The sequence below is a fragment of the Desulfotignum phosphitoxidans DSM 13687 genome, from assembly GCF_000350545.1.
In the GTDB taxonomy this organism is placed as follows: domain Bacteria; phylum Desulfobacterota; class Desulfobacteria; order Desulfobacterales; family Desulfobacteraceae; genus Desulfotignum; species Desulfotignum phosphitoxidans.
In genome coordinates this window covers 146,579-163,268 of record NZ_APJX01000002.1, presented here as the reverse complement: position 1 = coordinate 163,268, position 16,690 = coordinate 146,579, and the positions used below count along the sequence as shown (strand labels likewise).

Genomic DNA, 16,690 nt, shown 5'->3' with positions numbered 1-16,690 from the left:
ACCGTTTTGTCACCACCTGTAAGATGCTTCATGCCTGCCCTGATACCGGTTATCATCGTGCTGTTTGTGTCATTTTCCACGCCTTTGATTCCGCTCCACACCGCATTTTCCCAGGAAGATATTAATGAACCGGAACATGTGTCCATTGATTTTGACAATGTGGATATCAAAGTGTTCATTAAATTTATCAGCCGGCTGACCCACAAGAATTTTGTGGTGGACAATCGGATCAGAGGAAATGTCACGATCATTTCCCCCGCCAAACTATCTGTCAAAGATGCCTACCGGGTCTTTGAATCCGTTCTTGACATTCACGGGTTTTCCACGGTGGAATCCGGAGAAGTCATTAAAATCATCCCCTCTCCCAACGCCAGAACAGACAATGTCGACACCCGTCTGATGTCTGGCCCGGAGGACGCGGCGGACAGGATCGTGACCCGGATCATCCCCCTGGATTATGCCGATTCAGACGAACTTCAGCGGCTGTTGATCCCGCTTGTGCCCAAAGGCAGCGTGATGCTGTCCTACCGGGACACCAACATGCTCATCGCCACCGCAACCATTGCCAGCATCGAACGCCTGATGAAAATCATCACCACCATCGATGTCCCCAATATCGGAAAAAAAATATCTGTTCTTCCACTTCAGCATGCAGATGCCGCCAAACTGGTGAACACGCTTTCCACGATCTTTACTGCCAGGAGCCAGGATAAGAAACAGACACCGGCGGCCGGAGACCTGGTCCAGTTTGTGGCCGATGAAAGGACCAATGCAATTGTTCTGCTGGCAAGCGAAGTCGAAACCGAGCGGGTGGAAAGGCTGGTGGCCATTCTGGATCAGCAGCTGCCCAAAGGCGATGAACGTATTCGGGTCTATTACCTGGAACATGCGTCCGCAGAAGACATGGTCACCGTGCTCAAAGAAATCCCGGCCCAGGAAAAAAAACAGGCGGAGGAAGGTAAAAGCCAGGCATCCATCCTGTCCCGGGACGTAAATATCAGTGCGGACAAATCCACCAATTCTCTGATCATCATGGCGGAAAAAGAGGATTACCCGGTTCTGGAAGAGGTGATCGCAAAACTGGATATTCCCCGGTCCATGGTCTACATTGAATGCCTGATCATGGAGGTCAATGTGACCCGGGGGCTGGATATCGGCACGGAATGGCGGACATCCCAGGGGTTCAGCAACGATGAAAAAGTAGGGTTTTCAGGTTTCGGCGCCACCGGAGACAGCGGATTTGGCAATCTGGGATCAGTGGCAAAGGATGGCAGTCTTCCCAAAGGATTTTCCTTAGGGGTTCTGGGCAGAAACATCACCATCGGCGGCGTGAGCTTTCCAGACATCCAGGCCATTGTCCGTGCCTTTCAAAGTGATAAGGATGTCCATATCCTTTCCACGCCCCAGCTGCTGACCACGGAAAACGAAGAAGCCGTGATCACCGTGGGGAAAAACGTGCCCTTTCAGACCCGATCGGCAGCGGAATCCGCCACGGAAGTCTACAGCTCGTTTGAATACCGGGATGTGGGAATCACCTTGAAAATAACGCCTCAGATCAGCAAGGGACGTCTGGTTCGGCTCAACGTATTTCAGGAGCTCACCAAACTGGATACCGTGAACCAGAACAACCCGGACCGGCCCACCACGTTCAAACGTCAGATTGAAACCGCCATTATTGTGGAAGATACCCACAGCGTGGTTATCGGCGGATTGATCGATGAAAGCATGACCCGGACCGAATATAAAACCCCGTGTCTGGGAGACATCCCCGGGCTGGGATGGGCCTTCAAAAACCTGTCGGAAGGAGAAGAACGCACCAATCTGTATGTTTTTTTAACCCCCAGGGTGGTGAAAAATCCCCTTGAAGCGGCACACATACTTAAAGAAAAAAAAGAAAGCGTTACCCGGGATTTCAACAGCGGGGCCGTTCCATTGTATAAGAAGATCGATGAAATCGGACGAAAACTGTCAGGCAAACCCGAATCCAGTGACTCTTTCTGATCATGATTCATGAATTCATACATATGCTTACAGCGGAATGGTCCTTTCCACCGGCAGATGCAGACAAGCTGGTGGCCGCCTATGAAAAAGACAAATCCGCCCTGGTGGACACGGTCCTTGCCTTCAAGCACGTTTCAGAACAGGATATCCTGAACATCCTGGGCCGGATATATCAGATTCCCGCCGTATCTGCACTTGACGTCGACCATCATGACACCACGTGGACCCGGGAGATTTCCCGCAGTTTTTTGAAAAAAGCCTGCATGGTCCCTTTGATCAGAAAAAATGCCCCTCCCCTGATCGCTGTGAACGATCCCTCGGATCTGGGCCCGGCCGACGATATCGCCGTCTGTCTGAACTCACCGGATTATGACCTGGTACTGGCTCCGAAACATATCATTTTATCAGCGGTCAACCTGCTGTATGACCAGTCCGGGGACAGTGCCAGCCAGATGGCTGAAGACATGGCAGACAACGAATATATCATTCCCGACCTGGAACATACCGCCGACCTGTTGGAAGATGTCAGCGATGCGCCGGTCATCCGCCTGGTAAACCGGATGATTTCCCAGGCAGTCAAAGCAGGTGCCAGTGACATCCACATTGAACCGTTTCAGGAAACACTCAAGATCCGTTACCGAATTGACGGCATTCTTTATGAGCGCCTGACTCCTCCCAAAGGGATTCAGGCCTCCCTGATTTCCAGAATCAAGGTCATGGCCCACATGAACATTGCTGAAAAACGAATCCCCCAGGACGGCAGGGCACAGGTCCGGATCGGTGATCAGGAAATCGACATCCGCATTTCTACTGTTCCCACAGGCTATGGAGAGCGGCTGGTCATGCGTCTGCTCAACAAATCCGGGGCATTTCTGACATTTGCACAATTTGGCCTGTCCCCGGAAAATATGACACGGCTCGACCGGATTATCCGTCAGAACAATGGCATTGTGCTGGTCACAGGTCCCACGGGCAGCGGCAAAACCACGACCCTTTACGCCGGCCTGTCTGAAATCAATTCTCCGGACAAAAATATCATTACCATCGAAGACCCCGTGGAATACAATCTCACAGGCATCAGCCAGATCCAGGTCAACCCCAAAACCGGGGTGACCTTTGCCCGGGGGCTGCGGGCCATTGTCCGCCAGGATCCCGATGTGGTGCTGGTGGGGGAAATCCGGGACATTGAAACCGCCGGCATCGCCATCCAGTCCGCCCTGACCGGCCATCTGGTTTTCTCCACCCTGCACACCAATGATGCCGCCGGTGCCGTCACCCGGTTGAAAAACCTGGGGGTGGAACCCTATCTGATTTCCTCTTCAGTCAACACCATTATCGCCCAGCGCCTGGTCCGGATTCTTTGCCCCCATTGCCGCCGGGAATACCGCCTGACAAGTGCGGACATCCAGACACTCAACATCAATGGACAGATTCAAAAAGATCTGATGGGAAAAACGGTTTTCAAACCCCTTGGGTGCGATCGGTGTTTTGACACAGGATATCTGGGCCGCCAGGCCATTTTTGAAATCCTGGAACTGGATGAGGAGATCAAGACCCTGATTTTGAAAACGTCGGAGGCCAACCAGATCCGGGAGGCTGCCGTGAAAAAAGGGATGGTCACCCTGAGGCAGGACGGCATGCTCAAGGTCATCCAGGGTGTTACATCCATCAAAGAGGTGCTCCGTGTTACCCAGGAATAGACCGGCATGGCTCTTTTTTCTGGTGGTCCTGTTCCTGCTGACACCTGTCTTTGCCCAGAACAGACCACCGTCGGATACAAACAAAATGATCCAGTTTTTTCAGGACCACATCTCAGGAGCAGACGGAAACCGCTGCCCCATGACCCCGTCATGTTCTGCGTATGCCGCACGCGCGATGGAAAAACACGGGCTGGTTATCGGCTGGGTCATGGCCCTGGATCGGATTTTGCGCTGCGGCCGCAGCGAAGCCGACCTGGCACCCCGGCGCTGGATCAACGGGGAACCGTATGTGTATGACCCCGTGTCAGCCAATGATTTCTGGTGGTTCACCCCGCCTTTGGACAAACAGCCATGACCTGGATACGATCCGCATTTACATCAGGGGCGGTTTTGGTCCTTCTTGTTTTTACCGCGCTTTTGACGAACCAGAGCGTTGCCGGACAGATGGTTATCAACTCAGACATGCAGTTCGACTATGCAATGAAACTTTACCAGGACCAGGATTATGATACCGCTCAAACGGAATTCAAGCGATTTGTTCATTTTTTTCCAGATGATCCCCGGGTGGGTGAGGCCATGTTTAAAACCGGTATGGCCCTGTTTCATCAAAATCGTTTCTTCGATGCCGCCCGGCAGTTTAATCGGATCATTGAAGACCGGAAAATCCAGGATCCTTTCACCCGGGAATCTTATTTCATGCAGAGCCGGGCATTTGTTAAGCTGGGCAACTTAGGGTATGGCCAGCTGGTTTTGCAAAATTTCTTGAAACTGACCGAAGACATCGCGCTTCAGGACCGCATTTATCTGGAACTGGCCCAAATTCATATTCAGGCATCCAGATCGCCGGGGATCGATGAACTGGACCAGGCCCAGACCAGTCTGGAAAAAATATCACCGGCCAGTGCCCGAAACTTCAAGGTGGATGAACAGACGGCCATGATCCGGAAAGTTCGTGCCGCACCTGAGAAAAATCCAACCCTGGCCGGGTTGTTCGCTCTTATTCCAGGCGGTGGATTTTTATACTGTGAGCGGTTCAAAGACGCGGCCGTTGCCTTTGCCCTCAATGCCGGACTCCTGCTGGGGGCCTATACCGCGTTTGACAATGGCAACCCGGCCCTGGGAGGCGTGGTCAGCTTTATGGAAGCCGGATTTTATTCCGCCGGCATTTATGGATCCATCTCTGCCGCACACAAACACAACCATGCCGTCAAAGTCCAGATACTGGGCCGGGAATTCAATGCCGGGTCCACCATCACGGCCGGGACGGCCTCTTTTTCCCTGTCTCTGCCGTTTTAACCCCGTTGTTGAATGGTACCCGCACCCCCCACATCACATGATCAACTGGTTGATTTCCACAATGGGCAGACAGATGGCCATGATAATCAAACCAACCATCACCCCCATGACCAGGATAATAACCGGTTCCACCAGGGCCGTGGCTGCCGTCACCGCGGACTGGACCTCCTTTTCATACAGGTCGGCCGTCTTCATGAGCATCTTTTCCATTTCTCCGCTCTGTTCGCCCACCTGGATCATCTGTGAGGCCAGGCTGGGAAAATAGCGGTTTTCATCCAGTGTGGCGCTCAGTTGTCCACCATGTTCCACTTGAACGGCCGCCTTGTTTATCAGTTCCGATATCACCCGGTTCCCCGTGACGGTGGTGGTAATTTTCAGTGCTGTCAGCAATGGCACACCGTTTTCAAGCAAAGACCCCAGAGTACGTGAAAACCGGGCTGTAATCAGTTTGCGGATCAAAGGGCCGGCAACGGGCAGACGGATCATGATCTGATCTGTATAAAACGCCCCTTTGGTGGTTCTGCGTATCCCGTATATCCCGCCGGCAGCCAGCACCGGAACCAGCAGGATTCCCCACCAGAACGCCTTAAAAAAATCACTCACTTGAATCAGGATCAGTGTGGGCCATGGCAGGGTCTGTTCCATATCAGAAAAAATCTCAATGATTCCCGGTACGATATAGGTCAGTAAAATCACCAGCACCAAAAATCCGATAACAGACATGATCATGGGATAAGCCAGGGCCGCCTGAATTTTCTTTTTGGTTTCCTGCCTGCGTTCGGCAAAATCCGCCAGCCGGTCCAGCACGATCTCCAGGGTCCCGGAAGATTCACCCGCAGCCACCATATTGATATACACAGAAGAAAACACATTGGGGTAAAGTGTCAGTGAATCGGCAAAACTGCTGCCCTCCTCAATGGCATCCTTGACCCGTGACAACACGGTTTGCAGTCTCCGGGACCGGGTCTGCCCAGCCACGGTTTTCACGGCATTGACCAGGGGAAATCCCGCTGAAAGCAGGGTCGCAATCAACCGGGTCACCATGGCGACTTCGCCGGGCTTTATCCCTGAGAAAAAAAACCGCCTCATCCGGGTAATTTCATGCCCTGCCCCTGTATCACTGTTTGTAGACACAATACGTTCCAGGGCTACAGGAAACAGCTTTTGGGCCTTCAACCGCTCCTGGGCGATTGACCGGCTGTCGGCATCCACAATCCCGGAAATTTTCTTTCCCCTGGCGTTCAGGGCTTTGTATTCAAATACGGCCAATGTCAGAAACCAATAATTTTAATCAGTTAAACCATTTCATTCGCAAATATTGTTGTCTTATTTTCCAGTTTTGCCATCTTAATTCATCTGCTTTTAATAATCAATCAGAGTATTTCACAAAAACCGCCTTAACCTCTTCTCACAAACAAATGAATGATCTTGGAAAAATCTGGAAACCCACAGCGTGTTCTGGCGCATTGACTATGCCGGGAAAATGATGGTAAACTGATCTGTCAGCGCCTGGATATTATTTCAGTTCCAGATAGATCAGGCTGTTTGCCGATGACCTGCTGCTTCACTTGTTCTTGCGGATCAACGTCAGCCCTTTTACCGGTGTTGACCCTGCTGATAATGAAAATGATTGACGACCTGGAATGGATACTGCTTTGATAAAAAACAAGACCTGTAAGCGATTCTGGCCGATTGTGTACTGCGCAGCCCTGATGTTGACATTCACCGTTTTGGCCCTTCCGGGTGCACATGGCAACCCGGTCTCGTCGTTGGGGCATGCCAGCCTGGCTGCCGTGTCTGAAGCCGACCGGGCCATTTTGGCCCGGGCTGCCGGAGACGGCAGGGCCGGCATTCTGGTGACCGATGATCAGGGCCGGGTCCTGTTTTCACAAAACCCGGGCACACCCAGGGTCCCGGCCTCGATTCTCAAGATATTGACCAGCCTGGCGGCCCTGGAACACCTGGGACCGGAATACCGGTTTCCCACCCAGGCGGCGTTTGATTCAACGATCCATACCCTGTATATCCGCGGGATGGGAGATCCATTGTTCGTATCTGAAGTGATCCGGGATTTCTGCGGGCAGATGGCAAATGCATTTGATCTGCAGCAGGTGGATAAAATCGTGATCGATCAGAGCTATTTTACCCCGGACATCTTCATCCCGGGCACAGGGCGGTCATTGAATCCTTATGATGCCACCACCGGGGCTTTGTGCGCCAATTTCAACACCCTGCATTTTGCCCGGGATGCGGCGACCAACACGTTTGTGAGTGCCGAACCCCAGACCCCGCTGTTAAATCGGTTTGACCAAACCATTAAAGAGACCGGTTTGAAAAAAGGAAGGATTCTGCTGGAAAAAGAGGTGCGGCCGTTGTACCCGGGCCTGCTGACGGCATATTTTTTAAAGGAGCTGGGGGTAACGGTGACAGGGATCGTGGAAACCGGATCGTTTCCGGATTCAGGGTCCACATTTTCCGGCAGCGCGCCTGTAAAGGCCCTGACCCTGGCATCCCCCTGGACCCTGGAAGAGGTGGTTAAAAAACTGCTTGAATATTCCAACAATTTTATTGCCAATCAGGTGATGCTGGCTTTAGGGGCTCACGTGCACGGCCCGCCGGCCACCCTGGACAAAGGGGTTCAGGTGCTGACACGGACCGCGGCCGGTCTGCCCGGCTGGGACACCGCAGCAATTGCCGAAGGATCAGGTATTTCAAGGGAAAACCGGGTCACACCGGCCCAGATGGGAACCCTGCTGATGGCGTTCATGCCCCATCACACCCTGATGCCTTTTACCGGCACCCAGTATTATAAAACCGGGACCCTCACCGGCATCCGCACCCGGGCCGGGTATTTTGTCGGCGCGGATCAGCGCCTCTACCCCTTTGTCATCATGAAATAACTGCTAGAGTCAGGCCCGCTTTATTGTCGTTATTAATCTCAATAACGACAATAAAGCAGGCCTGACCCCATTATTTTTCGATGAAGGCGTAGGCGCTGTGGTTATGGATGGATTCGAAGTTTTCCGCGCTCACGGAAAACCAGGTGATGTTGGGATCCGCCATCAGGATTTTGGCCACATCCCGGGCCAGATCTTCCACGAACTTAGGGTTGTTGTAGGCTTTTTCCGTGACATATTTTTCATCCTCCCGTTTGAGAACGGAAAAAATGTCGCAGGAAGCGGAGCGCTCCACGATTGCCACAATATCCTCGATCCAGATCAGTTTTTTGAACCGGGTGCTCACCAGGACCTCGCCCCGCTGATTGTGGGCACCGCAGTCGCTGATCGCTTTGGAACAGGGACACACGGATGTCACGGGCACGGCCACCTTTAAAATGATGTCCGTGGGATGCCCGGAATTGGATGATCCGATGATGGAACAGGTATAGTCCATCAATCCGCTGACCCCGGCACTGGGGGACTGTTTGGCAATGAAATAGGGAAACGTGATTTCAATATGAGAGGATTGGGCGCCCAGGATCTTTTTCATATCCGCCAGAATCGTGGTCAAAGATTCCAGGGAAATGCGGGTCCGGGACTGGTGCAGAATTTCCACAAACCGGCTCATGTGGGTCCCTTTGCACTGGTGGGGCAGATCCACATACATGCTGATATCCGCCACCGTGGACTGGGTCCCCCGGGTTTTATCCAGCACCTTGACCGGGTATTTCAGGCCTTTGATGCCAACCTTGTTTATGGGAATTTTCCGATAATCCGGTTGATTCTGTGTATCGATCATGGCTGTCGGGCGATGGGTCAGACGCCCGGGGTTTTCGGTCCGGGTTCGACCTTGATCCGTCCGGCGGCAATTTCCCGCAACACGGTGACCACATCTCCGTTTTTACTGCGCGGGACCAGCAGTTCAGCCCCTTCCCTGACCTGGCGGACCCGTTTGGCTGCCAGGTGCACCAGTTCGAACCGGTTGTTCACATTTTTCAGACAATCTTCAATGGTGACTCTTGCCACGTTATTTCTCCTGAATAGATTAAGTCTATAAAATATCTATAATTTCATATATCCGTTTGCCGCCCGGAGCCTGGAGCATGGCTTCATCACCGGCCCGTTTGCCGATCAAGGCACTGCCCAAAGGAGAGGAAACCGAAATTTTTCCCAGTTTGATGTCCGCTTCATCCGGCCCCACAATCATATACTCCACCTGCTCTTCCGAGTCCAGGTTTTCCACCAGAACCCGGCTGGCGAACCGCACCACATCCTTGGGAACGGAATCCGGATCAATCACCTTGGCAACGCCCAGTTTATAACTGATCTCTCCGATGCGCCCCTCAAGAAAAGACTGGCGTTCCTTGGCCGCATGATATTCCGCGTTCTCAGACAAATCCCCGTGGGCCCGGGCCGTTTCAATGGCTTTGATGTTTGCGGGACGTTCCTCGCGTTTAAGTCTTGCCAGCTCCTGTTTCAGGGCTTCATAACCCTGTTTGGTAATCGGTATCTGCTCCAAACTAAAAATAACTCCACGTCATGACAATTGAAAATCATGATGGTTAAAGGTTAACTTCGCTTATGACGAAACGGACGGCATTTCTCCGATAACGGTCACGCCGGCCATAGTCTTGTCCCCTTTTCGGACCTGTATCCGGCAGGTTAGCGGCAGATACAGATCCAGTCGGGAACCGAACTGAATCATGCCGTACCGCTCCCCCCGGTGCACCCGGGTGCCGGCATTCGCGCAGTTGACAATCCGCCGGGCGATCAGCCCGGCAATCTGCACCACCACAAACCGCTGCTCACCGGAGGTCCGGATGATCAATGCGTTGCGTTCATTGAAAACAGATGCCTTGTCAAAGGACGCATTGATAAAACGGCCCGGTGTGTACACCGCTTTTTCCACCACCCCGTCCAGAGGGATCCGGTTGACATGCACATTGAACACGTTCATGAAAATGCTCACCTTCTGGAACGACCCGGACAGATATTCGCTGTCTACCCCGTCATCTACCCGGATCACCCGGCCGTCGGCCGGAGATACCAGCCATTGATCGCCTTCAGGCACCTGCCGGTCCGGATCCCGGAAAAACCAGGTGATAAAAAGGGTGACAACCGCGGCAACACTGCCCGCAGCAACCCACCCCAAATAAAAAAACACCCCCGTCAAAAAGGCGGCGCCCAGTATAAATTTAATGCCCGGAACCGCTACCGGCAATGCAGCCCGGCGGCCCGGCCATTTTGTTCGATCCATTTAATGTGTCCCAAAAAATTTTAAACCGTGTTAGACTAACAGACATCCGGTCTGCGTGTCAAGCAAAACCCCGGGGCGCGTCCGCACCTTCGGACCGAAGATAGTCCGGGACCAGGGTGTTGGCGGGATTTTGAAAAAAATCCGGCGTGGTCCGGGCCGCCCAGGCCAAGGCTGCGGCACTGACCGCATCCATGAACGGCGGTGCCATCCGGGCCCGGCCCTTAAAGGTTTCCTGTATTTTTGTTTCATATACCCTTGCACCGGACCCGGCAAACACGGCATCTTTCCCCGACACCATGGATATGGCCTGTTTAGGCGAACACACCGTGTCATCGGTTTTTTCCTTGAGCCGCCCGTGTTCAAACCGGAAAACCGCACAATATACCTGGCCCCGGCGGGCATCCATCATGGCGCACACGGGCACATCAACTTGAGAAAACCGGCAGGCAATCCCGTCCAGGCTGGACACCCCCGCGGCCGGCCGGGACAATGCCGTTGACAGGCCGAGCACGGCACTGATGCCGATGCGCAGTCCCGTGAAACTGCCCGGTCCTTTGGCAGCCACAAACGCATCCACGTCGGAAATCTCACACCCGGCCTGGTCGGGAAACAGATCCCCGGCCATGGAAAGCAGGCGCCGGGAATGGGTCAGCCGGCTGTGCCAGTAAGTTTCACACACCAGTTGATCATTGTCTGTCACGGCCAGACTGCACCCGGGTTCCGCCGTGCTCAGGGCAAGAATTTTCACGCTGTCCCATCCGGGTCCGTTTCCGGGATATCCGCCTCTTTTGCTGAAGCTTCCACGCAAGGTTCCAGAGCGATGTCCAGCACCTGGTTCACATCCCGGACACAGGTGAACTTGAGTTTGGATTTCACGTTTTTGGGAATATCATACAGATCTTTTTTATTTTTTTCCGGAATGATCACCTGTTTGATACCGGCCCGCAACGCGCCCAGGGCTTTTTCCTTGAGCCCGCCGATGGGCAAAACCCGGCCCCGCAAAGACACCTCGCCGGTCATGGCCACCAGGTTGTTCACCCGCCGTCCGGTAAAGGCCGACACCAGGGCTGTGACCATGGCAATCCCGGCTGAGGGGCCGTCCTTGGGAATGGCGCCGGCCGGCACATGAATATGGATATCCTGGTTGTCGAACGCATCCTTGTCAATGCCTAAGAGTTCCTGGTTGGCCTTGGTCCAGGTCAGGGCGGCCCGGGCCGATTCCTGCATCACCTCGCCGATCTGGCCCGTGACCAGAAGTTCCCCTTTGCCCGGAAACAAAGAAATCTCGATATACAGGATTTCTCCGCCCACCTCCGTCCAGGCCAGGCCCGATGCCAGGCCCACCTGGCTTTCCTCCTGATCCAGTTCCGGCATATACTGGGGCGGGCCTAAATACCGGGTCAGGTTCTGGCGGGTGATGGTGAATTTGCCTTTCTGGCCTTCGGCAATTTTCCGGGCGATCTTCCGGCAGATGGTGTCCAGCTTGCGCTCCAGTTCCCGCAAGCCCGCTTCCAGGGTATGCTCGGTCACAATGGTTGCCAGGGCATTGGGATGAATGGTGATGGACCGTCTGATCAATCCGTTGTCCCGCAGTTTCCGGGGCAGCAGATGGGTTTTGGCGATCTCGATTTTTTCCTGGTGCGTATACCCGGGAATCCGGATCACCTCCATGCGGTCCAGCAGGGCCGACGGGATGGTGTCGGCAATATTGGCCGTCAATATGAACATCACATTGGACAGGTCAAAAGGGATGTTCAGGTAATGATCGGAAAACGCGGTGTTCTGTTCCGGGTCCAGGGCTTCCAGCAGGGCGGATGAGGGGTCTCCTCTGAAATCATTGCCCAGCTTGTCGATCTCGTCCAGCATGAACACGGGGTTGTTGGTGCCGCACTGGCGCAGACCCTGGAGAATCCGGCCGGGCATGGAACCGATATAGGTCCGGCGGTGCCCCCGGATTTCGGCCTCATCCCGGATACCGCCCAGAGACAGGCGCTGGAACTTGCGTTTCATGGCCTTGGCTATGGCCTGACCTAAAGAGGTCTTGCCCACGCCCGGAGGTCCCACAAAGCAGATGATCTGTCCCTTTTTTTTGGGATTGAGCTTTCTGACACTCAGATATTCCAGGATCCGCTCCTTGACCTTTTCCAGACCCAGATGGTTTTTGTCCAGCACGGTCTGGGCACGGGTGATATCCAGCACATCTTTGCTGGATTTGCTCCAGGGCAGTTCCACGATGGTATCCAGATAGGTTCGGACCACGGAAGCTTCCGAGGAATCCGAATGCATCTGCTCCAGGCGCCGCAACTGCTTCACAGCCTCTTCCTCGCCTTCTTTGGGCAGTTTGCACCGTTTTATCTTGGCCTTGAACTCTTTGATCTCCGCCAGTTTTTCATCGCTTTCCCCCAGTTCCCGGTGGATGGCCTTGACCTGCTCCCGCAGGTAATAATCCCGCTGATTTTTTGAAATTTCATCTTTCACATCCGTCTGAATCTTGGCCTGGACCGTGGTCAAGGCCAGTTCCCGGGCCAGCAGGTCATTGACTTTTTTGAGCCGCTCGGGTGTGTCATTGAGTTCCAGCAGTGCCTGGGCGTCTTCGGTGCGAAGATTCAGGTTGGCCGCCACCAGATCCGCCAGTTTGCCCGGGGAATCGATATGGGACAGAAGATCCCCGATATCTCCGGACAGCTCCCCTTTCAGACTCAGCAGTTTTTCACTGTTTTCCTTGACGTTGCGCATCAGCGCTTCCAGCTCAATATCCAGTTCCTCGGGATCCTGCTCCTCTAAAAAAGACACTTCCACCTTGAAATAACCGCGCTTCTTGAGCCACGCCACGGCTTTTGCCTTAACGATCCCCTGCACCAGGGCCTTGATCCGGCCGTCCGGCAGTTTGATCATTTTCTGGACCCGGCCCACGGTGCCGATCTCATACACATCCTCGGTACCGGGATTTTCCACTTCCGCGTCCTTCTGGGCCGTCAAAAAGATATACCGGTCGTAACCGACGCATTCCTCCATGGCTTTGATGGATTTGTCCCGGCCCACAAACAGGGGCAGCAGCATATCGGTGAACACCACAATGTCCCGGACCGGCATCATGGGGAGGGTTTTGGGAATATTGTCAAGATTCCCCTCTTTTTCAATCACTTCAATCAGATCATCCATATCCGCTTCTGCCATCAGATCTCCTTGTTATAACTTTCACCCCGTCCTTTATGACGGCATCGACCATAACGGCGGGGTGTAAATTTTTAAAATCAGGTATTTACATTTGAGGGTACAATAACGCATAATTTGAATTTTACAATATCCCGGGACAAAATAATTACCATGACAATCTCTATGCTGGCGGTCCTTATCTTTATATTTATGTTCGGTGCCTGTATCGGCAGTTTTTTAAATGTGTGCATTTACCGGATTCCCCGGAACATGTCCATTGTATTTCCCGGATCTGCCTGTCCGGCCTGCGGGCATGGCCTGCCGTTTTATGCCAACATCCCCATCCTCAGTTTTCTGATTCTCAAAGGACGCTGTCTGTTCTGCAGCCATCCCATTTCTTTGCAGTACATGGTGGTTGAAATCGTGACGGGGATGCTGGCCGTATTGACATACCTGATTTTTGGCTGGACCCCGGAAGCGTTGGTCTGGTTCGCATTTGCCGCCACCCTGGTGGTGGTCTCCGGCATTGATCTGGCATTCCGGATTATTCCGGACCGGATCAGCATTCCGGGCATTTTTGTTTTCGGAATACTGGCCCGGGTCGTGCTGGACCGGCCTTTGACCGGCATTGTCTCCGGAATTCTGGTGGGCGGCGGCATTCTCTACGGGGTGGCCCTGGTGTATTATCTCATCCGCAAAACCGACGGCATGGGCGGCGGCGATATCAAACTGCTGGCCATGATCGGTGCAGTCACCGGGGTGACCGGTGTCCTTTTCACTTTGTTTGCCGGATCATTTGCCGGCACGGGTGCGGGGATCGCAGCCATGATCAGAAACAGACATGCGGATCGCCGGATGCAGCTGCCTTTCGGGCCGTTCCTGTCCGCAGGCGCGCTGGTCTATGTTTTTTTCGGCGACCCCATCATTGACTGGTACTTTTTATGGGCAGTTTTTTGATTTTTTGCTGTAGACCCCTTTCAGACAAGGGTTTTTTTTAAAAAAAGGCAATAAACTCTTGACACACACGACACAACGACGTAACGTACCGCTGAAGCTGATTCAAATGCGTGTAACCCTCAGGCAACGCGGTTATGGACACTAAAACCAAATTTGTCCTTCCAAACCCAAAAAAAGGAGAAAAAAAGATGAACAAAGGCGATTTAATCAACAAGGTTGCAGAAGTACTGGAAAGTAAAAAAGATGCCCAAAAGGCTGTTGACTGTGTGGTTCAGGCAGTCACCGATGCGCTTGCCAACAATGACTCCGTGACCCTGGTGGGTTTTGGTACCTTTAAAACAGCGGAAAGAAAAGCCAGAAAAGGCAGAAATCCCCAGACCGGAAAAGAGATCGATATCCCGGCGAGAAACGTTCCCAAATTCATCCCTGGAAAAGCGTTGAAAGAAGCCGTTAAATAACGCGGCGTTCTTCACTCATCTTCAACTCCTCCAGGCAATATCCGGATACTGCCGCCCTTGTACACCCGTACCGGAGACTACCTGGAGGGGGTTTTTTAAAAATTCATGCCGTCCATTGCCCAAGATATGCGTCAATGCTTTGCAGTGCATTGCGTTGGCGCATGTCCAGGTTTTCCGGCTTGAATTCCGGATCTGCCAGATCGGCTATGGCCTCTGGCAGGGTGAATTTTTCATCACCGCGAAATCCCGTGATTTTATCCCCGTTTGCCAGTTTCTCCAGATGATCCCTGAATTCTTCTGTCGCCGGCACCTGATAATTGCGCGATAGAATCCGGGCCGCCAGGGTATGGACCCTGGGTGTCTTCAATGTGGCCAAAACCCGGGACAAGGTATTTCTGTCTGAGATGTCAAACGGGCCGGCATCATGAAACCGGGCGATATCTTTTTTTTCTTGTGCCGTAAAAAAACCGTCCTGATACAGGGCCGCATCCGGGTCCAGATCCGGGATCTCTGGATAGGCATAAGCGCGATGCACTTGAATGGTATCCAGAAAAACGGAACCATTTCCCCGGAACATGGCGATCACATCCCCGGCGGTTTTCCGGGCCGTATCTGTCAACCGGTCCGTGAAACGTTCCAGGGCCGGCAGCACCAGCCACTGGTCCGCCGGTTTTTTCCGTACGGGAAACCAGTTAAATTGACCGGTGTCCGGATTGATCTTTCCACATTCCGGCCGGTCCAGCCGAATCCAAAGCTGCTGATTGGCATAGGGAATGGCACCGCCGATATGCAGCACCGGGGCGAGATACCCGGCATCCGGACCGAATGAGGATGACACCATCAACGCGTTGCGAAAAAACCGATCTTTGATCCGGCAGGTTTCAGCCATCGCCGCCACCCGTTTCAAGTCCGTCTGCTTGTCAAAAAACCCCAGGGCATAGGCCCACATGTCGGATCGCTGGGTAAATCGTCTGCACAGGGCCACCAGGGCTTCCACATCCGCCATGGCATCATGGGCCGGGCCGGAAGTGATGAACTGATTTTCTTTGGCGATATGTTCCAGTTTCAATGTCGGCCGGCCATTGTCCAGGCAGGGCCATTGAATGACAGGCGGGGTGCAGAATCGTTTATACAACGCGGCAACCGGCAGAATATCCGCCCGAAAGCAGCCATTGGCATATTGATGGGTATAGGGTTCCAGCAGATTCCGGTAGAAGAGAAAGCGTAAAAATTCGTCATCAAACCCCAGCGAATTATACCCCACGCTGACCGTGTCCGGGGTATTGAAAAGCGAATGCAGCAGACGGGCAGCCTGGTATTCACATTGCCCGTCTGCCAGATCTTTCATGGTCAGACAATGGGTGACAAACGCACTGGGAGATGGAATGATATCCTTGCGAAGCCGGATGGTCAGGCTGGTTCGGTCAATTTCCCGAAGCCGGGAATCCGTGCGGATCCCGGCAAAAGTCAACACCTGGTCAAACGCCGGATCAAGACCCGAGGTCTCCAGGTCGTAAAACAGATAAATCTTATCTTTTGGAAAACTGGAAACTGGCTCTGGCCCCTTTTTGACCATATTTTTTCCGTTCTTTCTGACGGGAATCCCGGGTCAGAAATCCGGCATTCTTGAGCACGCCCCGCAGTTCCGGGTCCACCTGCACCAGGGCCTTGGACAATCCCTGACGGACCGCACCGGCCTGACCGGTCTGCCCGCCGCCCATCACACGGATACGCACATCAAAGGCATCATCCATCTGTGTCAGTGAAAGAGGGGCTGCCAGCGCATCCCGGTTAACTCCGATATCAAAATACTCATCCAGATCCCGGTCATTCACCGTCATTTTTCCGGTACCCGGTAACAGCCAGATTTTGGCTATGGACTTTTTCCGTTTTCCTGTCGCGTAAAACACGTTTCCACTTTCCATT

16 protein-coding genes are annotated in these 16,690 nt (G+C 53.3%); 7 read left to right on the top strand and 9 right to left on the bottom strand.

All coding sequences use genetic code 11. The features are described 5' to 3' along the window. Positions 1-30 precede the first annotated feature (30 nt). The 4 genes from gspD to DPO_RS05270 all read left to right on the top strand — a co-directional run bounded on the left by gspD (position 31) and on the right by DPO_RS05270 (position 4,997). Positions 31-2,001: a type II secretion system secretin GspD gene (gene gspD / locus DPO_RS05285; RefSeq protein WP_152427573.1), complete on the top strand. Its 1,971-nt coding sequence runs from the start codon at positions 31-33 to the stop codon at positions 1,999-2,001. A 23-nt stretch (positions 2,002-2,024) separates the two neighbouring features. Next, a complete protein-coding gene (gspE, locus tag DPO_RS05280; protein ID WP_236609904.1) occupies positions 2,025-3,701 on the top strand; it encodes a type II secretion system ATPase GspE in 1,677 nt (558 codons plus the stop codon). An 85-nt stretch (positions 3,702-3,786) separates the two neighbouring features. Continuing rightward, a complete protein-coding gene (yidD, locus tag DPO_RS05275; protein WP_085939415.1) occupies positions 3,787-4,056 on the top strand; it encodes a membrane protein insertion efficiency factor YidD in 270 nt (89 codons plus the stop codon). Then, positions 4,053-4,997 (top strand): tetratricopeptide repeat protein, encoded by a 945-nt coding sequence (locus DPO_RS05270; RefSeq protein ID WP_006964711.1) that lies wholly within the window; start codon positions 4,053-4,055, stop codon positions 4,995-4,997. Before yidD ends, DPO_RS05270 begins: the two co-directional genes overlap by 4 nt. Positions 4,998-5,030: 33 nt before the next feature. Here DPO_RS05270 and gspF read toward each other — a convergent pair whose 3' ends face one another. Beyond that, entirely contained in the window at positions 5,031-6,266 is a 1,236-nt protein-coding gene (gene gspF / locus DPO_RS05265) for a type II secretion system inner membrane protein GspF (RefSeq protein WP_006964709.1), read from the bottom strand. A 443-nt stretch (positions 6,267-6,709) separates the two neighbouring features. Here gspF and DPO_RS05260 point away from each other — a divergent pair, with 443 nt between their 5' ends. Then, on the top strand, positions 6,710-7,897 hold the full coding sequence (locus DPO_RS05260) for a D-alanyl-D-alanine carboxypeptidase/D-alanyl-D-alanine-endopeptidase (protein WP_236609902.1): 1,188 nt from the start codon (positions 6,710-6,712) through the stop codon (positions 7,895-7,897). 70 nt (positions 7,898-7,967) lie between these two features. On the opposite strand, the gene folE2 is transcribed toward DPO_RS05260, so the two are convergent. From folE2 to lon, 6 genes are read right to left on the bottom strand one after another with little or no spacing between them, the layout of a single operon-like run. Next, positions 7,968-8,735: a GTP cyclohydrolase FolE2 gene (gene folE2 / locus DPO_RS05255; protein ID WP_006964705.1), complete on the bottom strand. Its 768-nt coding sequence runs from the start codon at positions 8,733-8,735 to the stop codon at positions 7,968-7,970. A 17-nt stretch (positions 8,736-8,752) separates the two neighbouring features. Next, positions 8,753-8,962 (bottom strand): DNA-directed RNA polymerase subunit omega, encoded by a 210-nt coding sequence (gene rpoZ / locus DPO_RS05250; RefSeq protein ID WP_006964703.1) that lies wholly within the window; start codon positions 8,960-8,962, stop codon positions 8,753-8,755. 25 nt (positions 8,963-8,987) lie between these two features. Next, a complete protein-coding gene (gene greA / locus DPO_RS05245) occupies positions 8,988-9,455 on the bottom strand; it encodes a transcription elongation factor GreA (RefSeq protein WP_006964701.1) in 468 nt (155 codons plus the stop codon). Positions 9,456-9,515: 60 nt separating this feature from the next. Continuing rightward, positions 9,516-10,193, bottom strand: a complete 678-nt coding sequence (locus tag DPO_RS05240) for a phosphatidylserine decarboxylase family protein (protein ID WP_006964699.1) — start codon at positions 10,191-10,193, stop codon at positions 9,516-9,518. Between the two features lie 58 nt (positions 10,194-10,251). Continuing rightward, a complete protein-coding gene (gene tsaB / locus DPO_RS05235; RefSeq protein WP_006964697.1) occupies positions 10,252-10,941 on the bottom strand; it encodes a tRNA (adenosine(37)-N6)-threonylcarbamoyltransferase complex dimerization subunit type 1 TsaB in 690 nt (229 codons plus the stop codon). Continuing rightward, positions 10,938-13,370, bottom strand: coding sequence for an endopeptidase La (gene lon / locus DPO_RS05230; RefSeq protein ID WP_006964696.1), 2,433 nt, complete (start codon positions 13,368-13,370; stop codon positions 10,938-10,940). The genes tsaB and lon overlap by 4 nt, the downstream gene beginning before the upstream one ends. Positions 13,371-13,520: 150 nt before the next feature. Between lon and DPO_RS05225 the strand changes: the two genes are divergently transcribed. Together DPO_RS05225 and DPO_RS05220 are read left to right on the top strand one after the other, a co-directional pair. Beyond that, positions 13,521-14,306: a prepilin peptidase gene (locus DPO_RS05225; RefSeq protein WP_006964694.1), complete on the top strand. Its 786-nt coding sequence runs from the start codon at positions 13,521-13,523 to the stop codon at positions 14,304-14,306. A 188-nt stretch (positions 14,307-14,494) separates the two neighbouring features. Further along, positions 14,495-14,764 (top strand): HU family DNA-binding protein, encoded by a 270-nt coding sequence (locus tag DPO_RS05220; protein ID WP_006964692.1) that lies wholly within the window; start codon positions 14,495-14,497, stop codon positions 14,762-14,764. Positions 14,765-14,867: 103 nt separating this feature from the next. On the opposite strand, the gene DPO_RS05215 is transcribed toward DPO_RS05220, so the two are convergent. Both DPO_RS05215 and rpsI read right to left on the bottom strand, forming a co-directional pair. Further along, positions 14,868-16,340, bottom strand: a complete 1,473-nt coding sequence (locus tag DPO_RS05215) for an exonuclease domain-containing protein (protein WP_006964690.1) — start codon at positions 16,338-16,340, stop codon at positions 14,868-14,870. After that, positions 16,294-16,689, bottom strand: coding sequence for a 30S ribosomal protein S9 (gene rpsI / locus DPO_RS05210; protein ID WP_006964688.1), 396 nt, complete (start codon positions 16,687-16,689; stop codon positions 16,294-16,296). The genes DPO_RS05215 and rpsI overlap by 47 nt, the downstream gene beginning before the upstream one ends. Between the last annotated feature and the right edge of the window lies 1 nt (position 16,690).

Excerpts from the sequence above, each read along its gene's own strand:
- gspD (WP_152427573.1), top strand. The coding sequence starts at position 31 with ATGCCTGCCCTGATACCGGTTATCATCGTGCTGTTTGTGTCATTTTCC.
- gspE (WP_236609904.1), top strand. The coding sequence starts at position 2,025 with ATGCTTACAGCGGAATGGTCCTTTCCACCGGCAGATGCAGACAAGCTG.
- yidD (WP_085939415.1), top strand. The coding sequence starts at position 3,787 with ATGATCCAGTTTTTTCAGGACCACATCTCAGGAGCAGACGGAAACCGC.
- DPO_RS05270 (WP_006964711.1), top strand. The coding sequence starts at position 4,053 with ATGACCTGGATACGATCCGCATTTACATCAGGGGCGGTTTTGGTCCTT.
- DPO_RS05260 (WP_236609902.1), top strand. The coding sequence starts at position 6,710 with ATGTTGACATTCACCGTTTTGGCCCTTCCGGGTGCACATGGCAACCCG.
- folE2 (WP_006964705.1), bottom strand. The coding sequence starts at position 8,735 with ATGATCGATACACAGAATCAACCGGATTATCGGAAAATTCCCATAAAC.
- DPO_RS05240 (WP_006964699.1), bottom strand. The coding sequence starts at position 10,193 with ATGGATCGAACAAAATGGCCGGGCCGCCGGGCTGCATTGCCGGTAGCG.
- lon (WP_006964696.1), bottom strand. The coding sequence starts at position 13,370 with ATGGCAGAAGCGGATATGGATGATCTGATTGAAGTGATTGAAAAAGAG.
- DPO_RS05225 (WP_006964694.1), top strand. The coding sequence starts at position 13,521 with ATGACAATCTCTATGCTGGCGGTCCTTATCTTTATATTTATGTTCGGT.
- DPO_RS05220 (WP_006964692.1), top strand. The coding sequence starts at position 14,495 with ATGAACAAAGGCGATTTAATCAACAAGGTTGCAGAAGTACTGGAAAGT.
- DPO_RS05215 (WP_006964690.1), bottom strand. The coding sequence starts at position 16,340 with ATGGTCAAAAAGGGGCCAGAGCCAGTTTCCAGTTTTCCAAAAGATAAG.
- rpsI (WP_006964688.1), bottom strand. The coding sequence starts at position 16,689 with ATGGAAAGTGGAAACGTGTTTTACGCGACAGGAAAACGGAAAAAGTCC.